We start from the raw sequence: 20,123 nt of genomic DNA on the forward strand, positions 1-20,123 counted from the left end.
ATTGGTACGACCGGTACAGACCCTTCATCCGCTTTAAACAAAACGCTTTTGAACGCTGGCGATGGGCAGTATCTCAAACCTACAGAAGCGCGCAGAACGTGATTTCGAGTCACGGAGTTTGCTCTTCAGCCGCATGAGTTAGCGTCGAAGCGAAGTGGCCTCTGAGCTTCGATTTTGTCTTGGCAACAATCGAAAGGACATCTTTATGAATCTTCTTGAGCAACCTGACTCGCAGCTAACGCCGACTTCCCTGACAACCGATTCGCACCTCGCGCTGTCCTTGCGCCCCGTTCTCTTGTGTCTGTCGCACTTGCGCTGGGGTTTTGTTTACCAACGACCGCAACATGTGATGTCGCGTCTGGCCAAAGACTACGACGTGCTGTTTTTCGAAGAGCCGATTCACGACGCTAACAGCGTTGACTGGCTGGAACTGTCGCAACCGGCACCAGGTGTCACCGTACTCGTGCCGCATGTTCGCGGTGGCCTCGAACCTGAGCAGGTCAATGCTGCCCAGCGGCGATTGCTCGACGAGCATCTGGCGATCCAGGCACCGTCGCAACTTTTGCTGTGGTACCTGACGCCGATGAGTCTGGACTTCACCTCCCACCTTGCAGGCCAGGTCACCATCTTTGACTGCATGGATGAACTTTCCGCTTTCAAAGGTGCGCCCAGGGAGCTGGTCGAAAAAGAACGACAACTGATGGATCGGGCCGACGTGGTGTTCACAGGCGGGTACAGCCTGTGGGAAGCCAAGCGCAAATTTCACGCAAACGCGCATGCGGTGCCCAGCAGCGTCGACCTCGACCATTTCGGTACGGCGCGTCAGTCCCTTGCCGAACCTGCCGATCAAGCCAACATTCCCCATCCACGTCTCGGTTTTTTCGGCGTGATCGACGAGCGTTTCGACGTCGAGTTGGTGGGCGAACTGGCCCGTCAGCGGCCGCAATGGCAACTCGTATTGATCGGCCCGGTGGTCAAGATTGATCCGGCGATGCTGCCGCGCTATCCCAATATTCATTATCTGGGCGGCAAGGACTATTCACAGTTGCCGGCGTACCTGGCCGGTTGGGATGTGGCGCTGATGCCGTTTGCTCTGAACGAATCGACCCGCTTCATCAGCCCCACCAAAACTCCCGAATACCTGGCAGGAGGATGCGCAGTGGTGTCCACGCCGATCACTGATGTAGTGCGCACTTACGGCAACAGTGGCGTGGTCAGGATTGCCGCATCGGTTGACGAGTTCATCGCCGCCATTGAGAGCATTCTTACCGAGGACAACGACACCGCAGCGTTTACCCAACGCATCGACAAGGTGCTCGACGGCATGTCCTGGGACAAAACTTGCGCTGTGATGAAGGAGCAGATCGAATGCCTCAGATAAACCTGCAATCCGCCATCGACGGCTCCGCCGCGAAACGCTACGACTACCTGATCGTGGGTGCCGGGTTTGCCGGCAGCGTCCTTGCTGAGCGTCTGGCTGGCGGCCTCGGTAAACGCGTCTTGCTGGTTGATCGACGCGAACACATCGGTGGCAACGCCTATGATCATTTCGATGACGCTGGTGTGATGGTCCATCGATACGGTCCGCACATCTTCCACACAAATGCCGAGCGGATCGTGCAGTACCTGTCGAAGTTCACCGAATGGCGGCCGTATGAACATCGCGTGCTGGCGCAAGTGGCTGAACACCTTGTGCCCATCCCCATCAACCTGACCACGCTGAACACGTTGTATGGATTGAACATGACCGAACCACAAGCTGCGGAATTTCTCGCCGGGCGTGCGCAACCGGTGGAGAACATTCGCACCTCGGAAGATGTGGTGATCAACCAGGTTGGTCGCGAACTTTATGAGATGTTCTTCCGTGGCTACACGCGCAAACAGTGGGGCCTCGACCCGTCCGATCTAGACAAGTCGGTAACCTCGCGCGTGCCGACCCGCACCAACAGTGACGATCGCTATTTTGGTGACACCTACCAAATGATGCCGCTGGAGGGCTACACACGCATGTTCGAACGCATGCTCGAGCACGCCAATATTGACATTTTGCTGAGCACCGACTTTACCGAGGTGCGCGATCAGGTCAGCTACGGCCACCTCGTCTACAGCGGTCCGATCGATGAATATTACGATTATTGCTTCGGCAAACTGCCCTACCGCTCGTTGAAATTTCAGCATGAAACGCTCAATCAGCCGCAGTTCCAGCCGGTGTCGGTGGTCAACTATCCCGACGAAGCGGTGCCCTATACGCGCATCACTGAATACAAACACCTGACCGGGCAAACCCACCCACTCACCAGCATCAGCTATGAATTCCCTTGTGCGGACGGCGATCCGTATTACCCGGTGCCGCGCCCGGAAAACGCCGAGTTGTACAAGCGCTACAAGGCGCTGGGCGATACCACCCCGAACGTAACCTTTCTTGGTCGGCTGGGCACCTACAAGTACTACAACATGGATCAGGTTGTCGGTCAGGCATTGGCGCTTTATCAGCGCATCGCCGAAGCAGCCGCCGATGCGAATGTGCCGGCTGATGGAGTGGAATCATGATCGCCGCTGGGCCGGCCCGGGCGTCATGACAACGCGCGGCACGTTCGACAGTTTTCTGTTGGCCGGCTACGAATGCTCATCCCATCGCCGCAATGACGGGCGACGCCTTGATCTGTGTACGTCCACCGGCCATGCGCGGTGGGTGCAGAGTGACTATCGCCAGCTGACGGCGACAGGCATTCGCAGTGTCCGCGATGGCTTGCGCTGGCACTTGATCGAGGCGCGGCCGGGGCATTACGACTGGAGCAGTTTCCTGCCAATGCTGCGAGCGGCGAAGGCGTGCGATCTACAGGTGATCTGGGACCTGTGTCACTACGGTTACCCCGATGATCTGGACATCTGGCGCCCGGCGTTCGTCGAGCGTTTTGCCCGGTTCTGCGCCGCGGTTGCGCGATTGGTCAGGGAGGAGGGCATCGAGGCGCCGTTCTATTCGCCGCTCAACGAAATTTCATTCTGGAGCTGGGCGGGCGGGGCGGTTGGCTATTTCAATCCATCGGCACAAGGACGCGGGCTGGAACTCAAGCATCAACTGGTGCGGGCGAGCATTGCCGCCATTGAAGCGATCCGCGAACAGGCGCCAGCCGCACGGTTCGTGCAGTGCGAACCGTTGATCAATGTGATTGCCGGTTCGCACCGCATCGATCAGGTCAACGCCGCCGAGGATTATCGCCAGTCACAGTTTGACGCCTGGGAATTGCTCACCGGCAGGCAGTGGCCGGGTCTGGGCGGGCAGGAGTCCTATCTGGACATCATCGGGATCAATTACTACCCGCATAACCAGTGGTTTCTCAACGGCCCGAAAATCCTCCGCGATGCTCCCCAATATCGACCGCTGGCGGGCATGCTCAGCGAAGTACACCAGCGCTATCAGCGGCCGATGCTGGTCTCGGAAACCGGTGCAGAAGGCGACGAGCGAGTGCCGTGGCTGGCCTATGTCAGCGAGCAGGTCGAGCTTGCCATGCGTCGCGGCGTGCCGATCGAAGGGATTTGCTGGTACCCGATTGTCGACTACCCCGGTTGGGACAACGACCGCTATTGCCCGGCCGGTCTGTTCGGCTACGCCGATGGCGAAGGTCAACGCGCACCCTTTCATCCGCTTGGCCTGGCGATGCAACAACTGACCCAACGTTTCACTCCCCCCGGTGCGGACGATCATGGACCGTGAAGAGGGCGATGAAGAGCAACAGTTGCCCGATCAACCGGTAGCGTTTTTATGGCGCTACGTGTGTCGGCGTCCGTGGCATTTTGGCGGCATGCTGTTTCTGGTCGTCGGCGCCGCGAGTTGCGCGGTTGCTGTGCAATACGGCATGAAATTGCTGGTGGACGTCATGACTCTGGGGGATCGGGCCAGCGCGCATATCTGGTTTCCGTTCACACTGTTTATCGGTTTGATCGTGCTGGAAAATGTTTTCTGGCGGCTCGGTGGATGGCTCGGCTGTCGGACCGTGGTCGCCAGTTGCGCCGACTTGCGGGTCGACCTGTTCAGTCATCTGACCGGCCACCCCATGCGCTATTTTTCCCAGCATTTCGCCGGAGCTCTGGCCAACCGGATTTCATCTGCTGGCGCGGCGGCCGGGTCGATTTACGGCGGGCTGGCGTGGAAGATCATTCCGCCGTGCGTTGATTTTCTCGGCGCGGTCATCGTGCTCTCCACGGTGAGCCTCGGCATGGCCGGTGCCCTGATCGGCTGCGTGTTTGTTGTCGGTATGCTAATAACCTTTTTCGGGATTCGCGGGCGCAAGCGGCACATCGACTTCGCCTCGCAATCGGCGCGGGTGGGCGGCGAGATCGTCGACCTGGTGTCCAATGTCTGGACGATCAAGGCGTTCTCCGCGCGCAACCGCGAGCGCCAGCGGCTGGAACGCGCCATTGGCGTCGAGGCCAAGGCCCAGCGACGCAGCTGGATCTACCTGGAAAAGGCCCGCGTGCTGCACGATATTTTTCTGTCAGTGATGGCAGGCGGCATGCTCATCTGGGCCATCAGCCTGTGGCGCGAAGCCGGCATCACTGCGGGTGACGTGGTCATGATCAGCGCGCTGACCTTTCGCATCCTGCACGGCTCGCGAGATTTGGCGCTGGCGTTGGTCGACACTTCGCAGCAGCTCGGTGATATCTCTGAAACCCTGCGCATCATCGTGCAACCGCATGCGTTGTCCGACGCACCGGAAGAAATGCAGGCAACCCGCGGTAGCATTAAATTCATCGATGTGAGCTACAGCCATGCCGATGGTCGCGAGGTGTTCAAGCACCTGTTTCTGGACATTCCGGCGGGGCAGACTGTGGGTGTCGTCGGCACTTCCGGTGCGGGCAAATCGACTCTGATCAACTTGCTGCAACGCCTGGATGATGTGCGCAGCGGCATCATCCTGATTGACGACCGCGACATTCGTACGGTCAGCCAGGACAGTCTGCGCCGGCAAATCGCCGTGGTGCCGCAGGAAGCGGCGCTGTTCAATCGCAGCATTTTCGAAAACATCGCTTATGGACAGCCCAAAGCCACCGAAGAGCAAGTGCTAAACGCTGCGAAACAGGCCTACTGCGACGTGTTCATCCGCGCCTTGCCGCACGGCTATTCGACGCTGATTGGTGAACGCGGGGCAATGCTTTCCGGTGGGCAACGCCAGCGCCTCGGCCTGGCCCGGGCGTTCCTCAAGAACGCACCGATTCTGGTGCTGGATGAAGCCACCTCCGCGCTGGATTCGCAGACCGAGTCGGTCATTCGTACCGCATTGACTGCACTGATGCGCGGGCGAACGGTGCTGGCAATTGCCCATCGGTTATCGACCATCGCCAATTTTGACCGGGTGATCGTGCTGCATGAAGGTGAAATTGTTGAAGACGGGATGCCGGAAGATCTGCTCAAGCGCGATGGCCCGTTCAGAGCGTTGTGGCAGGCTCAGGCGATGACGTCGCAGAAGCCTTGACGGTATTAGCGACCCGCCAATTCGTCTTCGACCGGGCTGTCGTCACCCGGGTCGAGCGGTACGTGGTCGTCGACGTTAGTGCCTTGGTCGTCATGTCCGGGATTTTCCGGATTTGAAATGGGGACTGGTTCTTCGCTGCCCGAACCGCCTTGCAGGTAATTGTTGTTACTCATGATCGCTCCTGTGCGCAGCGCGGGTGCTGTGCTCACTACTTTGAAGGCGCAGTTGCGATGAGGTTCGAAGGATTTTCGCACCGGTCGTCCAGTGAGCATGTTCTGGTGCTGCCACATGAAAAAAGCCCGACTGGTTAGCCGGGCTTGGTTTGTTATTGCTGAGGTATTCAATCATACGTTGCGGCGTTCGATCAGACGGTCGGAACCACCTTCAGCAACGCGGCGTTCGATCAGACGGTCGGAACCACCTTCAGCAACGCGGCGTTCGATCAGGCGGTCGGAACCACCTTCAGCAACGCGGCGTTCGATCAGACGGTCGGATCCACCTTCAGCAACGCGGCGTTCGATCAGACGGTCGGAGCCACCTTCAGCAACGCGGCGTTCGATCAGGCGGTCGGAACCGCCTTCAGCAACGCGGCGTTCGATCAGACGGTCCGAACCACCTTCGGCAACGCGGCGCTCGATCAGACGGTCGGAGCCACCTTCAGCAACGCGGCGTTCGATCAAGCGGTCCGAACCACCTTCGGCAACAACCGGGTAGGCCGAGGTAGCGGCGAAGGCGTTAACTGCAAGAACCGAGAAAGCGATGCTGAGGAAGAGTTGGCGTTTCATGATGGTGTGCTCCGGGGTGTTATTGGTTGGTATGGATGCGATGTTACGCCGCGCAGTTTTTATGAGAACTTCATTGGGTTGATGGTGACTATCAACGCCAACGATGTCTGGATGAACCCGGGCCATCCACCGTTGATGGCCCTTGGCTAGATGTTGTCCTGTGCGGCGCCCACCAGCTCATCCATCGCGAATATGTCGATGCGAGCTGAACGCCGTATAGGGCGCATCCGCAGGGGAGTGACGGGAAATGATGTGAGGTGATGGTTTCAAGCTCAAGGAGCTTTATCCGGCCGCAAAATTGGCTGGCAATCAAGCATCGGCCAAACGGGTATCGCGCAGGCTAAAGCGCGATGACGTCGGTGCAGATCAGCCCGGCAAGACAGCATGGGCGCTGCTGGGACTGGCCGTGGCCTCTGGACATGGCCGGTTTTTAACGGGTGGGCCTGCAGAAGCCGCAGCACCCGAAAAGTCCGGTGCTGCAGTGGTTGCTGTTGTTGGCTGAACAGTGTGTCCCAAGCGTTTAAGCCGGGTTACATGCGCATCCCTTTAAACGGATTCCAGCCCTGCTCGCCTTTTTGCTCCTTGAGGTAGTACGCGTAATTGGCAGACAGTGCGTAAAACAGATTAAACGCGAAACCCACGGCAAAGTTGAGCTGCTTGGCATACCGGAAATCAGTCAGCTCATAGACCAGCTCCAGCATGAACGTCAGCACCACGATCAGCGCAATCAGTGTCAGGTTCTTCTTCCACAGTCCCAGTACAAACAAGTAGATGGGGCCGAAAAAGAACGCGATGATGTTGGCATTGATGGTGATCTTGCTTTTAGTTGGAAGTTGCTTGAGGGCTGTTTTGTAGCCAGGTGCGTTGGGTGCCCCATGGGCGTCAAAGAAAGTAAAACGCTCTTGCCATTTTGCGCTGTATTTACTCTGATCCTGTACTTGATCTGTTGTGTTCATTCGATAAATCCCTGTAGTCCCTGAATGGAGTGGTGCTTCCAGTAAATCCTTTGTAACTGTTGTCGCACGTGCACCTTAGCCTATATACCGGATCAGGGTTCCTGTTCCGCTACGCAACATCGACACTCCTTGATCAGGCCCCACGATTGCGCGACCTGCTCGGCATCGCAGGCCCTGATCGGCGAACGGATAACTGTTGCGCCGCACGGGCGGCGGTGCGGCAGTCAGCAATCGCCTCCCCATGCCGGGCCCTCACGCCTCACTAATCTCACTCACGCTCGTCAACTGACCGTTCCAGACCATCTCGTAGTGCGCTGTCTGAATCACTGATAAAACAACTTTCGGTGTCATCAGCGCCCAGCAATAACTGCCCGGCATTCGCACTGAGTGATAACGAATGCCGGGACATTTCGCTTTTTTGATCAGCGTTCCAAGCAAGCGGGAATGGCTGTAGTCGTCGGGGTCGTAGATCGGGTCGGTGATGGCGATCGTTGCGGCATCTCTCATGCCTTTATCCGAGAAAGAGCATGACAACCCTCGAAACACAAAGCGTTCGTAGTTGAGGCTCGGGACGTTCGACCAATAAAGGCTTTGATGATGACGAACTTCGGCGAGTGCTGTTTCCAGGGTATCAGCCAGGTACAACACGCCGAAGCTGCCATCGCTGAAGCGCGAGCCCGCCGGGTTGACGTGGGTGAAGGGCGCTATTGCGTAAGAGCACCCGGTAATGCCAAACGGAATCTCGCGGCGGGGAATCAGCTCGAGGCGTCCCAGTTCATTTTTCAGTCTGGGGTTGGTCAATTCCTGGATTTGATATAGCACCTCAAATTCCTCCGCATCGGCGACGTCATCAAAGAGCGCGATAGGCGGAAACTTCGAGTTGACCAGTCGATAAGCCTGTATGCGTTGGCCGACAGACTCTGCCAGCTCATTCAGCGCTACCACTGCGCGCCACGCAGCACGTCGATGCGCCGGAAGGTTTCGTAAAGGGAGACCATATCGCCCTGCGCCATGATCTCCAGCGGACTGCGGCCATTGAAAAATTCGTTGTTGTTGGCCATCGAGGGGAAGCCGTAGACGTTGTCCGGGTTATCGAACACCAGGCGGAGGGCCGCATGGATGTTGAGGACAAAACTGATGCGCTGCATCTGATCAGCGTCCAGGGCAACTTCCCACTCCGGATCGCGCTGTCGGGCGCGGGTGTATGTGCTGCGGGAGATGCGCAGAATCCGGCAGGCCTGTTCACTGGACGCGCTCCACTTTTCCAGAATACTCACGGCCGCGCGCAAGCCGGCCACGCACTGGCTTTTGGAGAAGGCTTTTTCCTGGAGAGCAACTGCCATATCAATATCCCGCTTCTGAATCTATGGATTCAAATTTAGTTGTGTTGCGTCTATAGAGCAAGTTGGCGCGACCAGTGGAGATTCACCCACATCGATCCAGCTGTTAAACAGTCAATTTTACTGAAGCGCTGGCATTCAATAGAGAGAGGAAACCAGCATGCAAACGATCAGCGGTGGCTGCCTCTGCGGCGATGTAAGAATTAAAGCGTCGGGTCAGCCATACCGCGTAGGACTGTGCCACTGCCTGGATTGCCGCAAATTCCACGGAGCGCTATTCCACGCCTCAGCGATATACCCTGAGACTGCCGTGGCAATATCGGGCGAAACCCGCGACTACGGCGGCAGGCATTTCTGTCCTCGTTGCGGCTCCTCGGTATTCAACCGCAGTGCCGATGAAACCGAAATCAACCTGGGTTGCCTGGATGCTCCCGATCAATTGACCCCGACGTATGAAAGCTGGACCGTCCGTCGCGAATCCTGGCTGCCGGCGTTCTCGCTCGTCCGCAGCTACCCGGGAGACCGCGAGGGCACCGGGCGAAGTGAGGAGTAGACCGCTTAACGGCGCGAAAACCTCAGCCCGGATGCGCCACTAGACTGAACGCGTCAAGTTCAGTTCTGGAGAACCATGATGATCAGCAAGAACACGATTTGTCTCTGGTACAACGGCGACGCGATGGAGGCTGCGAAATTCTACGCGCAGACGTTTGCGGACAGTGCGGTGGGCAGGGTAATGCGCGCGCCGAGCGATTATCCGGCGGGCAAGCAGGGCGATGTGTTGACAGTGGAATTCACGGTGATGGGCATTCCTTGCCTGGGGCTCAATGGCGGCCCGGAATTCACCCACAGTGAGGCGTTTTCATTTCAGGTGGCGACCGACGATCAGGCCGAAACCGACCGTTTATGGCGGGCCATCGTCGACGATGGCGGCCAGGAAAGTGTCTGTGGCTGGTGTCGGGACAAGTGGGGCCTGTCGTGGCAGATCACGCCGCGCGTATTGACCAGCGCAATCAACGATCCCGACCCTGCAGTGGCCAAACGCGCGTTCAAGGCCATGATGCAAATGGGCAAAATTGATATCGCTGCGATTGAAGCGGCGGTAAAGGGCTAACCCTGAAATGCAGACTGATGCACCGGTCTGCATCACGCCTGAACAACGAAAGACCGGCTTACTAAATCAGCGACTGCAGCTTTTTCATCACCTGAGCACTCGGGTCGGCGTTTTTGCCTGAGCTTTTTTGCTCTTGCTCAGGTTGCGTCACCACACCGGCGAGGATTTCCGCCAGGTTGGGAAAATGCCCGGTTTTCTTCTCGGGGGTAGCCAGACTGGCGCCCTGGTTCAGCGCAGCCTCCAGCGTCTGGTGCTGGGACAACCATTCGGGGCTGGTTTTTTCTTCGGGGCTCATGTTGTTCATGAAGTCCAGCGCTGCGCTGGCGCGCCCGTACGGGTCATCGGCAAACGGATCTTTCCAGTTTTTCTGCTGATCCGCCGGCCCGCTGTAGTAACCGGTGGCGAGCCGCGCCTGCTGGCGCATCAAGGCCTGGGCCGAGGCTTGTTCCTGCGCAGTAAAAGTACCGCCCTGGTTGGTCGCCACGGCGTTCAATGAACGTCGATCCAGATCGCCCATCAGTGCATTACGGTCTTCGTCACTGTCGGTGAACGGTTTGCCGCTGGCGTTCATCAGCGCGTATTTCTCGTCCATGCGTTTGCGCGCATCGACGGCCACCTCGGCGAACGTCTTGTCCTTGGAGCTGGACACGGCACCTGGCGCGGATACGCCCAGCACCAGTGCGTCAGCGTTCATGCCAGCACGGACCGGAAAGAACGGCGCATTACCGCCAATCGAGTTGCTGTAAGCAGTGGAAGTACTGGAGAGGCTCACCGAATCATCGTTCTGCGCTTTTGCCTGATCATCCTCGACAGCCATCTGCCGCGCACGGGTCGCGGAACGGTTGTCAACCGCAGAGGTGTAGGCGGACATCGCGGCGTTGGTGGACGCTGAAGAAATGATCATGGCTCTTCCTTGGCAAGAGAGGTTTGCAATTGGCCGCGTACAGACGCCGAATGTCGCTGACCATACGCTGAATTCATGAAGCTTTCATTCATACAAAAGGGTTAACCGCCGCGCTGGGTTCATCAAAGCGACGGTTCACTATTGGCCAGCGTGCGGTCTACCAGGCGGATGCTGTTGCGACCGCCCCGTTTGGACTCGTAGAGCGCCGTGTCGCTTTGCTCGATCAATGCCGTCAGGCTGGACGGTGGCTGGTCAAAAAGATTGGCACCGATGCTCAGCGTCACCGGCGCTGGCGTGACGAACTCCTCGCACGCAACTTTTTGAAACTGATCGCGAAGCGCTCCGCCCAGAGCAATGACTCGCTCACGTGAAGCGTCGTTGAGCAGGATAATAAATTCGTCGCCCCCCAGCCGCGCCGCCAGTGCCGCATCCGGCAGGGCAGAGCGGATTATCGTGCTCAACCTGATCAGCAATTGATCGCCAGCGCTATGGCCGTGCAGGTCGTTGACCAGTTTGAAATTATCAACGTCGATCATCAGCACGGCGCCCGGGCGGGTTGCGCAAACTTGCTTGAGCAAACGGGGGGCGTGCAGTTCCAGAGCGCGGCGGTTGTACAGGGCAGTCAGCGGGTCACGTGCCGCCAGCCGGGCGATTCGTTTTTCCCGACGGTAGCGCTCGGTGCCGGTCATCGACAACGCAATCAGCATGATCGCCATGGCACCCTCGACCAATGAAATCTGAATGATCTCGCCACGAAAAGCCGCAAGGTCGATCAGGGTTCCCGGCACGATGACCGAAATTGCCTTGATTACATAGAACAGTCCATGGGCCCGCAGCACATAGCGCAGTTGCACCGCGCCCACACTTAACGAACGTCCGTGTGGACGCAGCAGATAACTGGCCTTGAGCGTCGGCAAGGCGACCAGCAGTGAGTTGGCGACCAGCATGAGCCTGGACCACGACGGTTCCTCGGGGAGCAACAGCATGGCCAGCCAGGCCACGAAAATCAGGTACCAACCGCGGGACAGGTGTACCTGAGTAAAGCGCGCAACCCCCTGCAGGAACAGCCAGTGCGCCGTCACCAGCAGGCCATTGGCGAACCAGATACCGATCAGCAGCAGACCGCTGCCGCGCAGCAGGGCGAGGGTCGAGCCCACGGTGATGGTTGCGAAACCTGCGCTCCAGAACAGCAGCGAAGGTTCACGAATGCTCCGCCATTCGATCGCCAGGTAGAGCGCCGCGGCAGCCGCGAGGGCGATGGAGAGGGTCAACATCGTTGGAGGGTCGAGCGCCATGGTTGCGTGGTGTGCCTGTTTTGCGGTGTAGGGACCGGATTGCAAGTGCTCGGGATGAATTGTCGCAGAGCGGGTCATCCGGAGATTGCACTTCCCGATTAGCGCGGCAACGCGTACGGTGAGCCGCATTATTGATATCGGCTAAAGCCTTCTTCCCTTGAAAAGGATCTGTCTATGCGGTTCGCAGCACTTGTGTTCAGTTTGGTTGCCTTCTCTGCCGTGGCGGGTGAAGCCGCAAAACCGCTGGTGAAATGGACGCTGCTCGACCAGCATGAGCAGGCCTACACCCTCAACGATGACGCACAGGTGCTGTTGATCGCTCGAAGCATGGCGGCGGCAAAGTTGCTCGACGCGGCGTTGAAGGACCAGCCCGCGGGCTATCTGGAAGCCCGGCATGTGGTGTACGTCGCCGACATCGAGAAAATGCCGTCGCTGGTGAAACTTGTGGCAGTGCCGGCAATGCGTTCGGCCAAATACCGGATCATGCTCGATCAGGATGGCCGAGTTGCTTCGCGCTACGACGGCGATCGCGAAAGCGTGCAATGGCTGGTCCTGAGCAATGGCCAGGTGACCCGTGAACAGCGTTTCTCCGACCCTGCGATCCTGCGCCAGAATGTCGAAAAACTGCCGCAGTAATGGTCATCACCGGTTGATGGCGGTGTTCCAGAAAATCATTTTCATATAACTGCCGATCATCGGCGAGCCGCCATAAACCTGGTACAGGTGCTGCTCCGCGTTCGCCAGGTGAGCGCGCAAACGCTCGGTAACGCGTTGCTCGCCGAACAATGAGACAAAGGTGGATTTGCCGTTGTCCTTGTCCTGATCCTTATTATTGTCGATGCACTTGTCCTGCAGGTCGTCGTATAGCTGGAACGCCTGGCCCAGTTCCATGGCAAAACTTTGCAGCACCGGCCGGATATGCTCGTCGGCGCTGCCCACCAGCCACGCCATGTCCATGATGGCGCCGAACAGCACGCCGGTTTTAAGGCTGTTGGTCAGGGCGATTTGCTCGGCGTCGCGGCTTTTCTGGCCGTCGCGCAGGTCTTGATACTGTCCCAAGACCAAGCCTTGGGTGCCAACGGCTTCGGCCATCACCTCAACCAATTGCGTACGGATTTCCGGCGCCAGCCCTTCGATGGCGGCAACGACACCGAATGCCCGGCTCAGTAACGCTACTGCGGTGAGTATCGCCACGTCCTGGCCGAACTGCAGGTGCACGGTCGGACGACCACGGCGCAACCGGGCGTCGTCCATGCAGGGCATGTCGTCGAGCACGAGCGAGGCGGCGTGCACCATTTCTACGGCACAGCCCAGGTCCAGCGCTTGATTGCCTTTATGACCCAGGCCTTCAGCGGCCAACAGCAACAGTATCGGGCGCATGCGCTTGCCCGGCGCCAAGGTACTCTCGCGCATGGCCTGGGTAACGAGATTGGTCCCATTGCCGGCATCCGGCAGCAATTGCTGCAAGCGGCAATCGATTGCTGCACGCAATGCGGCAAGGTGCTCGACGAAGCCGTTGTCGAGGCTCGGGCCTGAGTTCATTGTCATCACCGCTTCCACCTTGCTGAGTACACTGAAAGTCTATCTGCTTCACTACTGATGTTGCTGATCAAAACGGAACGAGTTGCGCACATGGGTGCCTCAAGAATCAAGTGACCTTGTACATAACCTGTACATTAGCAGGATCTTTGTACAACACTACTCAATCAGCAGACCGCGTGCGGACTAAATTGATCCGAGTAAATGGAGCAGCCATGAATAAAAGCGACCTGAGTCGGCGCAAGGACGATCATCTGGATATTGTGTTGGGCCGACAGGGCGGCGCCCGTGGCGTAAGCAACGGCCTCGATGCTATTCGGTTCGAGCACTGCGCGCTGCCCGAACTGGACATGGCAGCGATTGATCTGCGCAGTGATTTGCTCGGTATTCCATTGCGTGCGCCGCTGTTGATCAGCTCCATGACCGGCGGCGCCGAGCGCGCCACAGCGATCAATTGCCACCTGGCCGAGGCCGCGCAGGCGCTGGGGATTGCCATGGGTGTGGGCTCCCAACGGGTCGGGTTGCGAAGCGGTAACGATCAAGGCCTGACCCGCGAATTGCGGCGCCTGGCGCCGGATATCGCACTGCTGAGCAACATTGGCGCAGCACAATTGCTCGAAAAAGATGGCATGGATCTGGCTCGCCGCGCCGTTGACAATTTGCAAGCCAACGCGTTGATCATTCATCTGAACCCGCTGCAGGAGGCCGTTCAGGCCGAGGGCGACAAGAATTGGCATGGCGTGCTGGAGGCCATCCGCCGCACCGTCGACAGTGTCGGCGTGCCGGTGATCGTCAAGGAAGTCGGGGCCGGGCTGTCGGCTGAGGTTGCGTTGGCTTTGGTCCAGACCGGCGTGCGCGTAATTGACGTTGCCGGCTGCGGCGGTACGAGTTGGGCGGCGGTCGAGGCAGAACGTGCCGCGCTCCCTGCGGATCGAGAAGTGGCCATGGCTTTCGCCGACTGGGGTATTCCGACAGCGACCAGTCTGGCGATGGTCCGAAAAGTATTGCCAAATGTAACCCTGATTGCTTCTGGCGGCATTCGTAACGGTGTCGATGCGGCCAAAGCCATTCGGCTGGGCGCTGATCTGGTGGGTCAGGCGGCAGGTGTGCTGCACGACGCGACATTGTCCACGGCCGCGGTCATCGAGCATTTCGATATTTTTATTCGTCAGCTGCGGATTGCCTGTTTCTGCACCGGCTCGGCCGACCTCAAGGCGTTGCGTTGCGCGCGGTTACTGGCCCCTTCGAGCCAGGGTGATCTGCAGTCATGAGTCATTTTGCAGTGATTGCCCCCGGTTTCTATAGTCACTTCCAGGCGCTTCAGGCGCTGAGCGGGGAGTTGCTCGATCGTGGGCACCGTGTCACTTTTTTCCAGCAGGCTGATACGCGTCACTGGTTGACCGATCCGCGTATCGGCTTCCGCGCGCTTGGCGCCGGCAGTCATCCGCCCGGCAGTCTCGAACGCCAATTGCGCCGCGCGGCGAGTCCGGGCGGTCCGTTGGGATTGCGCCGGGTAATCCGCGACCTGTGTGACAGCACGGCAATGCTCTGTGCCGAGTTGCCCGCGGCGTTGGCAGGTGAGGGCATCGACGCGCTGCTCTGCGATCAGATGGAAGCGGCCGGTGGCCTGGTCGCCGAGGGGTTGGGACTGCCCTTTGTGTCTGTCGCCTGTGCATTGCCGATCAACCGTGAACCCGGGCTGCCGTTACCGGTCATGCCCTTCGCTTACGCCACCGACGAACGCAGCCAGCGTATGTACGACGGCAGCCGCCAGGTGCATGACTGGTTCATGCGACCGCTGCGCGACGTTTTGCATCGGGCGTCGCGACAACTGTCGATTTCGCCTCGCGACGGCTTGCATCAGTATTTGTCGCCGCTGGCGCAGATCAGCCAGACCACCGACAGCTTCGACTTCCCGCGCCAGCACCGGCCGGCGCATTTTCACGCCGTTGGACCCTTACGTGCCCCGTCTACCGAGAAGTCCGGCGACTGGCCCGTTGAGTCGGATCGGCCATTTGTATTCGCCAGCCTGGGGACGATGCAGGGCGGACGGCTGAGCATGTTCAAACGGATTGCAAAAGCCTGCCAACGCCTCGACGCCCAGCTGTTGATCGCCCATTGCGGCGCTTTGAACGGTACACAGGAAAAGATGTTGCAGCGCCACGGAGCGACCTGGGTGACTGACTTCGCGCCCCAGCAATGGGCGCTGCAACAGGCGGATGCGGTCGTGACCCATGGCGGCTTGAACACGGTGATGGACGCGATCGTGGCGCGCACACCCATGCTGGTGATGCCCATCGCTTTCGATCAGCCGGGCGTCGCGGCGCGGGTCAGTTACAGCGGCGCTGGAGTCCGTTTGAATCGTCGAGCGGGTGCGTCGACCATCAGCCGTCATCTGCAAAGTCTGCTGACGCATCCGCCTGAGCCGCTTAACTGGCTGGCCGCCGATATTCAAAATGCCGGTGGCGTGACGCGCGCAGCCAATGTCGTCGAGGCGGCGGTCCGTAACGGGCAGCCTGTGTGGAGTGGGGAAGTGATATGAGCCACGACTTGATTCTCGCCGGTGGCGGGCTGGCCAATGGACTGATTGCCTGGCGCCTCAAGCAAACCCGGCCCGAGTTGCGTGTGCTGTGCATTGAAGAACAGCCGAAACTGGGCGGCAACCACACCTGGTCTTTTCATCACGGCGACCTCAACGCCGAGCAGCATCAATGGATCAAGCCGCTGGTCGTTAAAACCTGGCCCAGCTATCACGTGCATTTCCCGGCACGTTCCCGGCACCTGAACAGCGGCTACGCCAGTATCACCTCCGAACGTTTTGCTGCAGTGATCGAACCGGCACTGGGCGCGGATCTGCGGACCGGCCAGCGTATCGCCAAAATAACCCCACGCAGCCTAGTGCTGGAAAACGCTGAAACCCTGGAAGCCGCTGCTGTTATTGACGGTCGCGGCGTGCAGGCAAGCGCGCAGATGGTGCTGGGCAAACAGGCCTTTCTCGGGCAATTACTGCGCCTGCACGCGCCCCACGGTTTGACGTCGCCGATCATCATGGACGCGCGTGTCGCGCAGGGCGACGGCTATCGGTTTGTCTACGTGTTGCCGTTCTCCGCCGACACCGTGCTCGTCGAAGACACCCATTATGTCGATCGCCAATTGCTGTCCCATGAGCAGCTGCGCCAGCACATCGCCGACTATGTGCGTCAGCAGGGCTGGTCCGTCGCTGCCTGTTTGCGCGAGGAGCAGGGCGTTTTGCCGATCACGTTAGCGGGGGATTTCGAGGCGTTCTGGGATGAGGCTCAGGGGCAGCCGCGCTCGGGGTTGCGCGCCGGACTATTCCACTGCACCACGGGTTATTCGTTGCCGCACGCGGTGCGGCTGGCGGACTGGATCGCAACCCAGCAATCATTCGATGCCGAGGCTCTCGCCAGGGGCATGCGTGAACGTGCCCGGCAGCAATGGCAGCGTCAGGGCTTCTATCGGTTGCTCAATCGCATGCTGTTTCTGGCTGGGCGCCCCCAGGATCGCTGGCAAGTCATGCAGCGTTTCTACGGCTTGTCCGAAGGGCTGATCGAACGTTTTTATGCGGGCGACAGTTCAGTGCGCGACAAACTTCGAGTGCTCACAGGTAAACCACCGGTTCCGGTCGGTGAAGCCATGCACGCCGCCTTCCGGCTTCGGCCCCGGCATTATGAGAATTTCCGATGACTGAGCAAAAGACTGCAATCGTGATTGGCGCCGGTTTTGGTGGCCTGGCACTGGCGATCCGTCTGCAGGCTGCCGGTGTGCAGACCACGCTGCTGGAGAAGCGCGACAAACCCGGTGGCCGCGCTTACGTTTATCACGATGAGGGATTCACGTTCGACGCCGGTCCTACGGTTATCACCGATCCGAGCGCCATAGAAGAACTGTTCAGCGCGGCGGGCAAATCGATCAAGGATTACGTCGAGTTGCTGCCCGTTTCACCGTTTTATCGACTGTGCTGGGAAGATGGCACGTCGTTCGATTACGGCAACGACCAGGCTTCACTGGACCGCCAGATCCAAGCACTCAATCCCAATGATGTCGCCGGCTATCAGCGTTTTCTGGCGTATTCGAAAGCGGTGTTTCAGGAAGGTTATCTGAAGCTGGGTGCCGTGCCGTTCCTGTCCTTTCGCGACATGGTCCAGGCCGGCCCGCAACTGGCCAGACTGCAAGCCTGGCGCAGTGTGTATTCAATGGTGTCGCAGTTCATCGAGGACGACAAATTGCGCCAGGCGTTTTCCTTCCATTCGCTGCTGGTGGGAGGCAATCCGTTTGCAACCTCGTCGATCTACACCCTCATCCATGCGCTGGAGCGCGAGTGGGGCGTGTGGTTTCCCAAAGGCGGCACCGGCGCGCTGGTGCAGGGCCTGGTCAAGCTGTTCGAGGATATCGGTGGGCAGGTCGAACTGAACGCCGATGTGGCGAAAATCGAAGTCAGCGACAGCCGCGCCACCGGGGTGCGCTTGCAGGATGGTCGCCACTTTCAGGCGGACAGTGTCGCCTCGAATGCCGATGTCATCCACACGTACGCGACGCTGCTGGGTGAGCATCCGCGAGGGCAAAAAGAGAGTGCCCGGTTGAAGGGCAAACGCTTCAGCAACTCGCTGTTCGTCATCCACTTCGGGCTCAAGCGGCCGCAACCGCAGCTGCAACATCACACCGTCTGCTTCGGCCCGCGCTATCGCGAGTTGATCAGCGAGATTTTCCAGGGCGAGGCGCTGGCCGAAGATTTTTCACTGTACCTGCATGCGCCGTGCATCACCGATCCAAGCCTGGCGCCCCCGGGCTGCTCCAGCCATTATGTGCTGTCGCCGGTGCCGCATCTGGGCAACGCGGCGATCGACTGGGAAGTGGAAGGGCCGCGCTACCGCGAACGGATTTTCGACTACCTGGAAAAGCACTACATGCCCGGCTTGCGTGAAGACCTGGTCACCTGCCGCATCTTCACGCCCAACGATTTTCGCGACGAGTTGAACGCGCATCTCGGTTCGGCGTTCTCGCTGGAACCGATCCTGCGGCAAAGCGCCTGGTTCCGTCCGCACAACCGCGACGCGAGCCTGGGCAACGTCTACCTGGTGGGTGCGGGCACGCATCCCGGCGCCGGCGTGCCGGGGGTGATCGGCTCCGCCAAGGCGACCGCTGGCCTGATGCTCGGAGACTTGCAGCGATGAGCGATCAGCACACGCTTCTGGACCACGCCACACAAAGCATCACCGTCGGCTCGAAGAGCTTTGCAGCGGCATCACGCTTGTTTGATCCCCACACCCGGCGCAGTGCGGTAATGCTCTACGCATGGTGCCGTCATTGTGATGACGTGATCGATGGCCAGGAGGCCGGCCACTCGGCGACAGTACTGGATGCCGGGCTGGCGCAGCAGCGCCTGGATGATCTGGTGGCACAGACCCAGGACGTGTACGCCAGTCGTCCGGTGTCGGCGCCGGCCTTTGCCGCGTTCAAAGAAGTGGTCGAGCGTCACGGCATCCGTCAGGCCTATGCGATGGATCATCTCGCCGGCTTTGCGATGGATGTGCATCAGCGCGAATACCTCAGCATCGAAGACACGCTGGAGTATTGCTACCACGTGGCTGGCGTGGTGGGGTTGATGATGGCGCAAGTGATGAACGTCAAAGACGAGCCCACGCTGGACCGTGCTTGCGACCTGGGCATTGCATTCCAGCTGACCAACATTGCCCGCGATATTATTGAAGATGCGGGCGTAGGCCGCTGTTATTTGCCCGCCGACTGGCTGGTAGAACTGGGGATACCGCGCGAGCGCCTGGCCGAGCCGCAATATCGTCAAGGCGTGGCCGTGCTGGCGCAACGTCTGGTGGCACTGGCCGAACCCTTTTACGCCAGCGCCGAGGCTGGCATGGCGTCGCTCAGCGGGCGTTCGGCGTGGGCGGTTGCCACGGCGGGCGGGGTTTATCGCGAGATCGGCGTCAAGGTCAACGCCGCCGGGGCAGGGGCTTGGGACGTGCGGATCTCGACCTCGAAGCTGGATAAATTGCGCCTGATCAGTCTGGGTGCCTGGCGCGCATTCACTCGCCGCGCGAAGCAGTGGCCGCCGCGTCCGGCGACGCTGTGGCAACGTCCTCGTCACTCTTGTGAAGCGGCCCCGCGTGCAGCTTGCGCAGCTGTGCACGAAGGCGCGCGGTAGACGGCGCAAACAGAAAGCCGAAGGACACGCAGCGGTCTTTGCCCGAGACCGCGTGGTGCATCAGGTGAGCCTGGTAGAGACGCTTCAGGTAGCCAGAGCGCGGCACGAATTTCAAAGGCCAGCGCTTGTGCACCAGACCGTCGTGGGCAAGAAAATACAGAAAGCCGTACGCCGTCATCCCTGCACCGATCCATTCCAGCGGGTGCATCCCCTGCGTGCCCAGCGCAATAAGCACAATGGCGAACGCGGCGAAAACCACCGCGTAAAGATCGTTTTTCTCGAACCAGCCGGTTCTGGGTTCGTGGTGGGAACGGTGCCAGCCCCAGCCAAAACCGTGCATCACGTATTTATGGGCAAAAAAAGCGAACACTTCCATGCCGATCAGCGTGGTGAAGAAAACCAGTGCGTTGAACATCATTGCGGCCACTCGATCGAAGTCTCTCGGTTGGACTCTACAGGATGCGCGATCGTTCTGAGCAATTGTCCGTTGCGATCCTGAGGTCGTCCGTCTAATATACGTTTCATAGTCGTTTCGTATAGG

At 59.3% G+C, this 20,123-nt stretch carries 21 protein-coding genes; 12 read left to right on the forward strand and 9 right to left on the reverse strand.

Annotated elements, in window-relative coordinates:
- Nucleotides 1-205: 205 nt before the first annotated feature.
- From F8N12_RS00585 to F8N12_RS00600, 4 genes are read left to right on the forward strand one after another with little or no spacing between them, the layout of a single operon-like run.
- Nucleotides 206-1,381, forward strand: a complete 1,176-nt coding sequence (locus F8N12_RS00585; RefSeq protein WP_150578652.1) for a glycosyltransferase family 1 protein — start codon at nt 206-208, stop codon at nt 1,379-1,381.
- Nucleotides 1,369-2,550, forward strand: a complete 1,182-nt coding sequence (gene glf, locus F8N12_RS00590) for a UDP-galactopyranose mutase (RefSeq protein ID WP_150578653.1) — start codon at nt 1,369-1,371, stop codon at nt 2,548-2,550. The genes F8N12_RS00585 and glf overlap by 13 nt, the downstream gene beginning before the upstream one ends.
- Nucleotides 2,534-3,715: a beta-glucosidase gene (locus F8N12_RS00595; protein WP_224787642.1), complete on the forward strand. Its 1,182-nt coding sequence runs from the start codon at nt 2,534-2,536 to the stop codon at nt 3,713-3,715. Before glf ends, F8N12_RS00595 begins: the two co-directional genes overlap by 17 nt.
- On the forward strand, nt 3,705-5,474 hold the full coding sequence (locus F8N12_RS00600; protein WP_150578654.1) for an ABC transporter ATP-binding protein: 1,770 nt from the start codon (nt 3,705-3,707) through the stop codon (nt 5,472-5,474). The genes F8N12_RS00595 and F8N12_RS00600 overlap by 11 nt, the downstream gene beginning before the upstream one ends.
- A 5-nt stretch (nt 5,475-5,479) precedes the next feature.
- Here the strand turns inward: F8N12_RS00600 and F8N12_RS27560 are convergent, their stop codons facing one another.
- From F8N12_RS27560 to F8N12_RS00625, 5 genes are all read right to left on the reverse strand, one after another.
- Entirely contained in the window at nt 5,480-5,647 is a 168-nt protein-coding gene (locus F8N12_RS27560; protein WP_191623082.1) for a hypothetical protein, read from the reverse strand.
- Nucleotides 5,648-5,818: 171 nt separating this feature from the next.
- Nucleotides 5,819-6,259, reverse strand: a complete 441-nt coding sequence (locus F8N12_RS00605; RefSeq protein WP_150578655.1) for a phage infection protein — start codon at nt 6,257-6,259, stop codon at nt 5,819-5,821.
- Nucleotides 6,260-6,789: 530 nt separating this feature from the next.
- Nucleotides 6,790-7,215 carry a DUF2628 domain-containing protein gene (locus tag F8N12_RS00615; protein WP_150578656.1) on the reverse strand — a complete coding sequence of 142 codons (426 nt, stop codon included), beginning with the start codon at nt 7,213-7,215 and terminating at the stop codon, nt 6,790-6,792.
- 252 nt (nt 7,216-7,467) lie between these two features.
- Nucleotides 7,468-8,160 carry an RES family NAD+ phosphorylase gene (locus F8N12_RS00620; RefSeq protein ID WP_150578657.1) on the reverse strand — a complete coding sequence of 231 codons (693 nt, stop codon included), beginning with the start codon at nt 8,158-8,160 and terminating at the stop codon, nt 7,468-7,470.
- The gene (locus F8N12_RS00625; protein WP_150578658.1) at nt 8,154-8,558 is read right to left on the reverse strand and encodes an antitoxin Xre-like helix-turn-helix domain-containing protein; all 405 of its coding nucleotides are present in this window, start codon (nt 8,556-8,558) and stop codon (nt 8,154-8,156) included. Before F8N12_RS00625 ends, F8N12_RS00620 begins: the two co-directional genes overlap by 7 nt.
- Nucleotides 8,559-8,715: 157 nt before the next feature.
- Between F8N12_RS00625 and F8N12_RS00630 the strand changes: the two genes are divergently transcribed.
- Together F8N12_RS00630 and F8N12_RS00635 are read left to right on the forward strand one after the other, a co-directional pair.
- A complete protein-coding gene (locus tag F8N12_RS00630) occupies nt 8,716-9,108 on the forward strand; it encodes a GFA family protein (protein WP_150578659.1) in 393 nt (130 codons plus the stop codon).
- A 78-nt stretch (nt 9,109-9,186) separates the two neighbouring features.
- Nucleotides 9,187-9,666, forward strand: a complete 480-nt coding sequence (locus tag F8N12_RS00635) for a VOC family protein (RefSeq protein ID WP_150578793.1) — start codon at nt 9,187-9,189, stop codon at nt 9,664-9,666.
- A gap of 61 nt (nt 9,667-9,727) precedes the next feature.
- Here F8N12_RS00635 and F8N12_RS00640 read toward each other — a convergent pair whose 3' ends face one another.
- Both F8N12_RS00640 and F8N12_RS00645 read right to left on the reverse strand, forming a co-directional pair.
- A complete protein-coding gene (locus tag F8N12_RS00640; RefSeq protein WP_150578660.1) occupies nt 9,728-10,570 on the reverse strand; it encodes a hypothetical protein in 843 nt (280 codons plus the stop codon).
- Nucleotides 10,571-10,692: 122 nt separating this feature from the next.
- Nucleotides 10,693-11,865, reverse strand: a complete 1,173-nt coding sequence (locus tag F8N12_RS00645) for a GGDEF domain-containing protein (RefSeq protein WP_150578794.1) — start codon at nt 11,863-11,865, stop codon at nt 10,693-10,695.
- Nucleotides 11,866-12,039: 174 nt separating this feature from the next.
- On the opposite strand from F8N12_RS00645, the gene F8N12_RS00650 reads away from it, so the two are divergent.
- On the forward strand, nt 12,040-12,501 hold the full coding sequence (locus F8N12_RS00650) for a hypothetical protein (protein WP_150578661.1): 462 nt from the start codon (nt 12,040-12,042) through the stop codon (nt 12,499-12,501).
- Between the two features lie 6 nt (nt 12,502-12,507).
- Here the strand turns inward: F8N12_RS00650 and F8N12_RS00655 are convergent, their stop codons facing one another.
- A complete protein-coding gene (locus tag F8N12_RS00655; RefSeq protein ID WP_150578662.1) occupies nt 12,508-13,413 on the reverse strand; it encodes a polyprenyl synthetase family protein in 906 nt (301 codons plus the stop codon).
- 206 nt (nt 13,414-13,619) lie between these two features.
- Here F8N12_RS00655 and fni point away from each other — a divergent pair, with 206 nt between their 5' ends.
- The 5 genes from fni to F8N12_RS00680 are packed head-to-tail and all read left to right on the forward strand — an operon-like array spanning nt 13,620 to nt 19,582.
- Complete coding sequence (fni, locus tag F8N12_RS00660; protein ID WP_150578663.1) at nt 13,620-14,675, forward strand: type 2 isopentenyl-diphosphate Delta-isomerase; 1,056 nt, start codon at nt 13,620-13,622, stop codon at nt 14,673-14,675.
- Nucleotides 14,672-15,946, forward strand: coding sequence for a glycosyltransferase (locus F8N12_RS00665; RefSeq protein WP_150578664.1), 1,275 nt, complete (start codon nt 14,672-14,674; stop codon nt 15,944-15,946). The genes fni and F8N12_RS00665 overlap by 4 nt, the downstream gene beginning before the upstream one ends.
- Complete coding sequence (crtY, locus tag F8N12_RS00670) at nt 15,943-17,109, forward strand: lycopene beta-cyclase CrtY (protein ID WP_150578665.1); 1,167 nt, start codon at nt 15,943-15,945, stop codon at nt 17,107-17,109. Before F8N12_RS00665 ends, crtY begins: the two co-directional genes overlap by 4 nt.
- Nucleotides 17,106-18,596 carry a phytoene desaturase gene (locus F8N12_RS00675; protein WP_150578666.1) on the forward strand — a complete coding sequence of 497 codons (1,491 nt, stop codon included), beginning with the start codon at nt 17,106-17,108 and terminating at the stop codon, nt 18,594-18,596. The genes crtY and F8N12_RS00675 overlap by 4 nt, the downstream gene beginning before the upstream one ends.
- A complete protein-coding gene (locus tag F8N12_RS00680) occupies nt 18,593-19,582 on the forward strand; it encodes a phytoene/squalene synthase family protein (protein ID WP_150578667.1) in 990 nt (329 codons plus the stop codon). Before F8N12_RS00675 ends, F8N12_RS00680 begins: the two co-directional genes overlap by 4 nt.
- Here the strand turns inward: F8N12_RS00680 and F8N12_RS00685 are convergent.
- Nucleotides 19,464-20,000, reverse strand: a complete 537-nt coding sequence (locus F8N12_RS00685) for a sterol desaturase family protein (RefSeq protein WP_150578668.1) — start codon at nt 19,998-20,000, stop codon at nt 19,464-19,466. The two genes, F8N12_RS00680 and F8N12_RS00685, sit on opposite strands and share 119 nt — an antisense overlap.
- Between the last annotated feature and the right edge of the window lie 123 nt (nt 20,001-20,123).

The organism is Pseudomonas fluorescens (assembly GCF_902497625.1).
GTDB lineage: Bacteria > Pseudomonadota > Gammaproteobacteria > Pseudomonadales > Pseudomonadaceae > Aquipseudomonas > Aquipseudomonas fluorescens_BQ.

What these genes read in the sequence shown, in the direction of transcription:
- F8N12_RS00645 (WP_150578794.1), bottom strand. Translation starts at nt 11,865, where the DNA reads ATGGCGCTCGACCCTCCAACGATGTTGACCCTCTCCATCGCCCTCGCG.
- F8N12_RS00600 (WP_150578654.1), top strand. Translation starts at nt 3,705, where the DNA reads ATGGACCGTGAAGAGGGCGATGAAGAGCAACAGTTGCCCGATCAACCG.
- F8N12_RS00685 (WP_150578668.1), bottom strand. Translation starts at nt 20,000, where the DNA reads ATGATGTTCAACGCACTGGTTTTCTTCACCACGCTGATCGGCATGGAA.
- F8N12_RS00635 (WP_150578793.1), top strand. Translation starts at nt 9,187, where the DNA reads ATGATCAGCAAGAACACGATTTGTCTCTGGTACAACGGCGACGCGATG.
- F8N12_RS27560 (WP_191623082.1), bottom strand. Translation starts at nt 5,647, where the DNA reads ATGAGTAACAACAATTACCTGCAAGGCGGTTCGGGCAGCGAAGAACCA.
- crtY (WP_150578665.1), top strand. Translation starts at nt 15,943, where the DNA reads ATGAGCCACGACTTGATTCTCGCCGGTGGCGGGCTGGCCAATGGACTG.
- F8N12_RS00605 (WP_150578655.1), bottom strand. Translation starts at nt 6,259, where the DNA reads ATGAAACGCCAACTCTTCCTCAGCATCGCTTTCTCGGTTCTTGCAGTT.
- fni (WP_150578663.1), top strand. Translation starts at nt 13,620, where the DNA reads ATGAATAAAAGCGACCTGAGTCGGCGCAAGGACGATCATCTGGATATT.
- F8N12_RS00615 (WP_150578656.1), bottom strand. Translation starts at nt 7,215, where the DNA reads ATGAACACAACAGATCAAGTACAGGATCAGAGTAAATACAGCGCAAAA.
- F8N12_RS00665 (WP_150578664.1), top strand. Translation starts at nt 14,672, where the DNA reads ATGAGTCATTTTGCAGTGATTGCCCCCGGTTTCTATAGTCACTTCCAG.
- F8N12_RS00675 (WP_150578666.1), top strand. Translation starts at nt 17,106, where the DNA reads ATGACTGAGCAAAAGACTGCAATCGTGATTGGCGCCGGTTTTGGTGGC.
- F8N12_RS00595 (WP_224787642.1), top strand. Translation starts at nt 2,534, where the DNA reads ATGGAGTGGAATCATGATCGCCGCTGGGCCGGCCCGGGCGTCATGACA.
- glf (WP_150578653.1), top strand. Translation starts at nt 1,369, where the DNA reads ATGCCTCAGATAAACCTGCAATCCGCCATCGACGGCTCCGCCGCGAAA.
- F8N12_RS00650 (WP_150578661.1), top strand. Translation starts at nt 12,040, where the DNA reads ATGCGGTTCGCAGCACTTGTGTTCAGTTTGGTTGCCTTCTCTGCCGTG.
- F8N12_RS00630 (WP_150578659.1), top strand. Translation starts at nt 8,716, where the DNA reads ATGCAAACGATCAGCGGTGGCTGCCTCTGCGGCGATGTAAGAATTAAA.
- F8N12_RS00640 (WP_150578660.1), bottom strand. Translation starts at nt 10,570, where the DNA reads ATGATCATTTCTTCAGCGTCCACCAACGCCGCGATGTCCGCCTACACC.
- F8N12_RS00585 (WP_150578652.1), top strand. Translation starts at nt 206, where the DNA reads ATGAATCTTCTTGAGCAACCTGACTCGCAGCTAACGCCGACTTCCCTG.
- F8N12_RS00655 (WP_150578662.1), bottom strand. Translation starts at nt 13,413, where the DNA reads ATGACAATGAACTCAGGCCCGAGCCTCGACAACGGCTTCGTCGAGCAC.
- F8N12_RS00680 (WP_150578667.1), top strand. Translation starts at nt 18,593, where the DNA reads ATGAGCGATCAGCACACGCTTCTGGACCACGCCACACAAAGCATCACC.
- F8N12_RS00625 (WP_150578658.1), bottom strand. Translation starts at nt 8,558, where the DNA reads ATGGCAGTTGCTCTCCAGGAAAAAGCCTTCTCCAAAAGCCAGTGCGTG.